2 protein-coding genes are annotated in these 2,505 nt (G+C 63.7%); both read right to left on the bottom strand.

What is annotated here, in order from left to right:
* Window positions 1-746 precede the first annotated feature (746 nt).
* The gene (locus ABEA50_RS23520; protein WP_345497964.1) at window positions 747-1,469 is read right to left on the bottom strand and encodes a DUF6081 family protein; all 723 of its coding nucleotides are present in this window, start codon (window positions 1,467-1,469) and stop codon (window positions 747-749) included.
* A gap of 49 nt (window positions 1,470-1,518) precedes the next feature.
* Window positions 1,519-2,421: an SAM-dependent methyltransferase gene (locus tag ABEA50_RS23515; protein ID WP_345497963.1), complete on the bottom strand. Its 903-nt coding sequence runs from the start codon at window positions 2,419-2,421 to the stop codon at window positions 1,519-1,521.
* Between the last annotated feature and the right edge of the window lie 84 nt (window positions 2,422-2,505).

Genomic DNA, 2,505 nt, shown 5'->3' with positions numbered 1-2,505 from the left:
CGCTCAGCAAACCTCGCGCGCGCCAACTGCTCTCAGCGACCGAGAGGCATGGGACACCGTGCGGAGCGCGGTAGGACAGTCGACGCCACAGCAAACGCGGCGCGGTGTGCTGCGGTGACCGAAAATCGCTGGTCGCGCGACGAACTCGGCGGATCAGTGGGGCCGGACACCGCTGTGCCACCCATGACGCGCCTCCTGCCCACACCGAATCCATAGCTCCGCTCCCGACGACGCTACTCCAATTACCCTGGATCGGCGGAAATTACCCGAAGGATGCCGGAGCAAAATATGAAAAATAATGCCCCACAATCAGGCTGGCAGTGACGTCCGATTGATGTGTGCGCGAGCACAATTCATCGAAGTGGGCTGGCAAAATCGCAGGTGAGGCAGTTGATCAAATCGATGACATGTCCGCTCCGGGCGAGGTTTTCGATCCAGCGCCCCCACATTGCGGGGAGCGCTGTCGGATAGCTGAGAACGCGAGAATTTGAGGCGTTGAGTTAATTTTGGATCAAATCGGTGTTTCGTAGGATCGGGTCGCGAACGCATTGGTTCGTCGCGAATGCCTCTCGGCGGCAGCGAGATTCGACGGTGCGTTCCGGCGTGCGACGAGCCGGCCACCCGCGTCGATAACTGGCTGATGCCTGAGCTTCCTCACGTGCCGAGCGAAGTCGGAAACGACAACACGGGCGGTCTCGGCGCAAGCCCGAGACCGCCCGTGCGGAGTGGAATGTGTGCGGGAAGAACTACCGCACCGTGAAGTTGCGCCAACGCCCGTGCAGCCCCTGGCCACGCACGGAGACGCTCTTACCGCCCTCGATCGGGTGCAGCGTGATGATGCCGAAACCGATCTGGACCGTGGCGGGGATCTCCACCGCGCGCACGGTATAGACGAGGATGCCGTCGACGCGCCAGTGCACGGTGCCCGCTTCGCGATCGATGGTGATCTCGTAGCGGTTGAACTCGCCCGCCTCGATGCGCACGGCGGTCAGTGGTGCGTGCACGATGTGGGTGAAGGCCTGGTCGGTGTTGACAACGCCTGGCACATACAGCCGCTCGTGGATCGCGTAGGCGTGCTTGTTCGTCGCGATGAGGTCGAAGACCTGCGCGCTCGACATGTCCAGGACGTTGAAGGCCGCGAAACCGTCGCGGTAGTCCTGGCCGCTGACGCCGATGTTCTCCGCCGACATCTCCACCGAGAAGGTGCGCGGGCCCGAGGCGAGGTCGAACTGCTCGACCGACACCAGCAGGTGCTTGGGATTGTCGAGAATCTGCACCTGCGAATGGGATCGGCTGAATTCGTCGATGGTGACCGAGACCTCGCCGTCGCCCACCTCGGTCTCCGCGGTCGGGTCGGCGTAGGTCCAGGTCTCGGTGCCGCCGAGTGGGACCTCGAGGAACTGCCATCGGTCGTCGCGGACCGTCGGGCCGGCGAAATCGTCATACGTCGTGGTCGTGGTGGTGGTCATGCGTACTTCCTCCGTCGCCGGTTGCGCGTGAATCGGACCGGTCCAACGGTCATTTCGTGGTGGAATTCGAGCGGTGTAGCGGGGTGACAACGCCGTCGCCGCCGGCATTGTCCGGCTTGTAGCCGAGGCCGCCGAGGATAAGCCGTTCGTCGGTGCTGCGCTGGTGGACCGACGGCCCCGACGGCCACCAGTCATCGAGTTCGACGACACCTGGTTCGAGAATGTTCAGGTCGCCGAACAACGAAGTGATCTCCGCGCGCGAGCGGTACCAGCCCGAGCCCAAACCCATTTCGGTGAAACGGCGTTGGAGTTCGAGTGCCATCTGGTGTGCTTCGTCGGATTCGGCGCCGGGATCCCAGAAGTGGGTGATGCCGATGTAGGAGCCGGGGGCGAGCCGGTCGACGTAGCGCTGCATGATCGCCGCGGGGTCGAGATCGTCATCGACGTGATGCAGGATCCCGCACAGCACCACCCCGATCGGGCGTGACAGGTCGAGATGCTTGGTCACTTCGGCGTGGCTGAGCAAGGTGTCGGGCTGCGTCAGGTCCGCGGGGACGAAATGCGTGTTCTCGTTGGTCTCCAACAGCACACGGCCGTGTGCGTTGCAGACCGGGTCGTTGTCGACGTAGACGACCTTGGCGTCCGGATTCTGTTGCTGCACGATCTCGTGGGTGTTCCCGACGGTGGGCAGCCCGGCGCCGATATCGAGGAACTGGTCGATGCCGACCGTTCCCGACAGGTACCGGACCACCCGATGTAGCCATCGCCGGTTCATCCTGGCCACGTCGCTCTGACGCGGGGCGATCTCGGCGACCTTGTCCCGGACGAAACGGTCGACGTCGTAGTTGTCTTTGCCGCCGAGCGTGGCGTCGTAGACGCGGGCGATGCTCGCTCGCGTCGGGTCCACACCAACCGGCGCGCGTACGCCGGTCTGCGGAGTGGGTTCGGGCATGGAGACCTCTCTGGAGCTTCAATGGTGGCTCGAGTCTGGCTGGTCGGCTAAGCCTAGAACTCATGGTTTTCGATCGCAACGAGA

The sequence above is a fragment of the Nocardia callitridis genome (assembly GCF_039543305.1).
Classification (GTDB): domain Bacteria; phylum Actinomycetota; class Actinomycetes; order Mycobacteriales; family Mycobacteriaceae; genus Nocardia; species Nocardia callitridis.
Note: the sequence above shows the minus strand (reverse complement) of the source record. Positions and strands in the feature narration are given on the sequence as shown.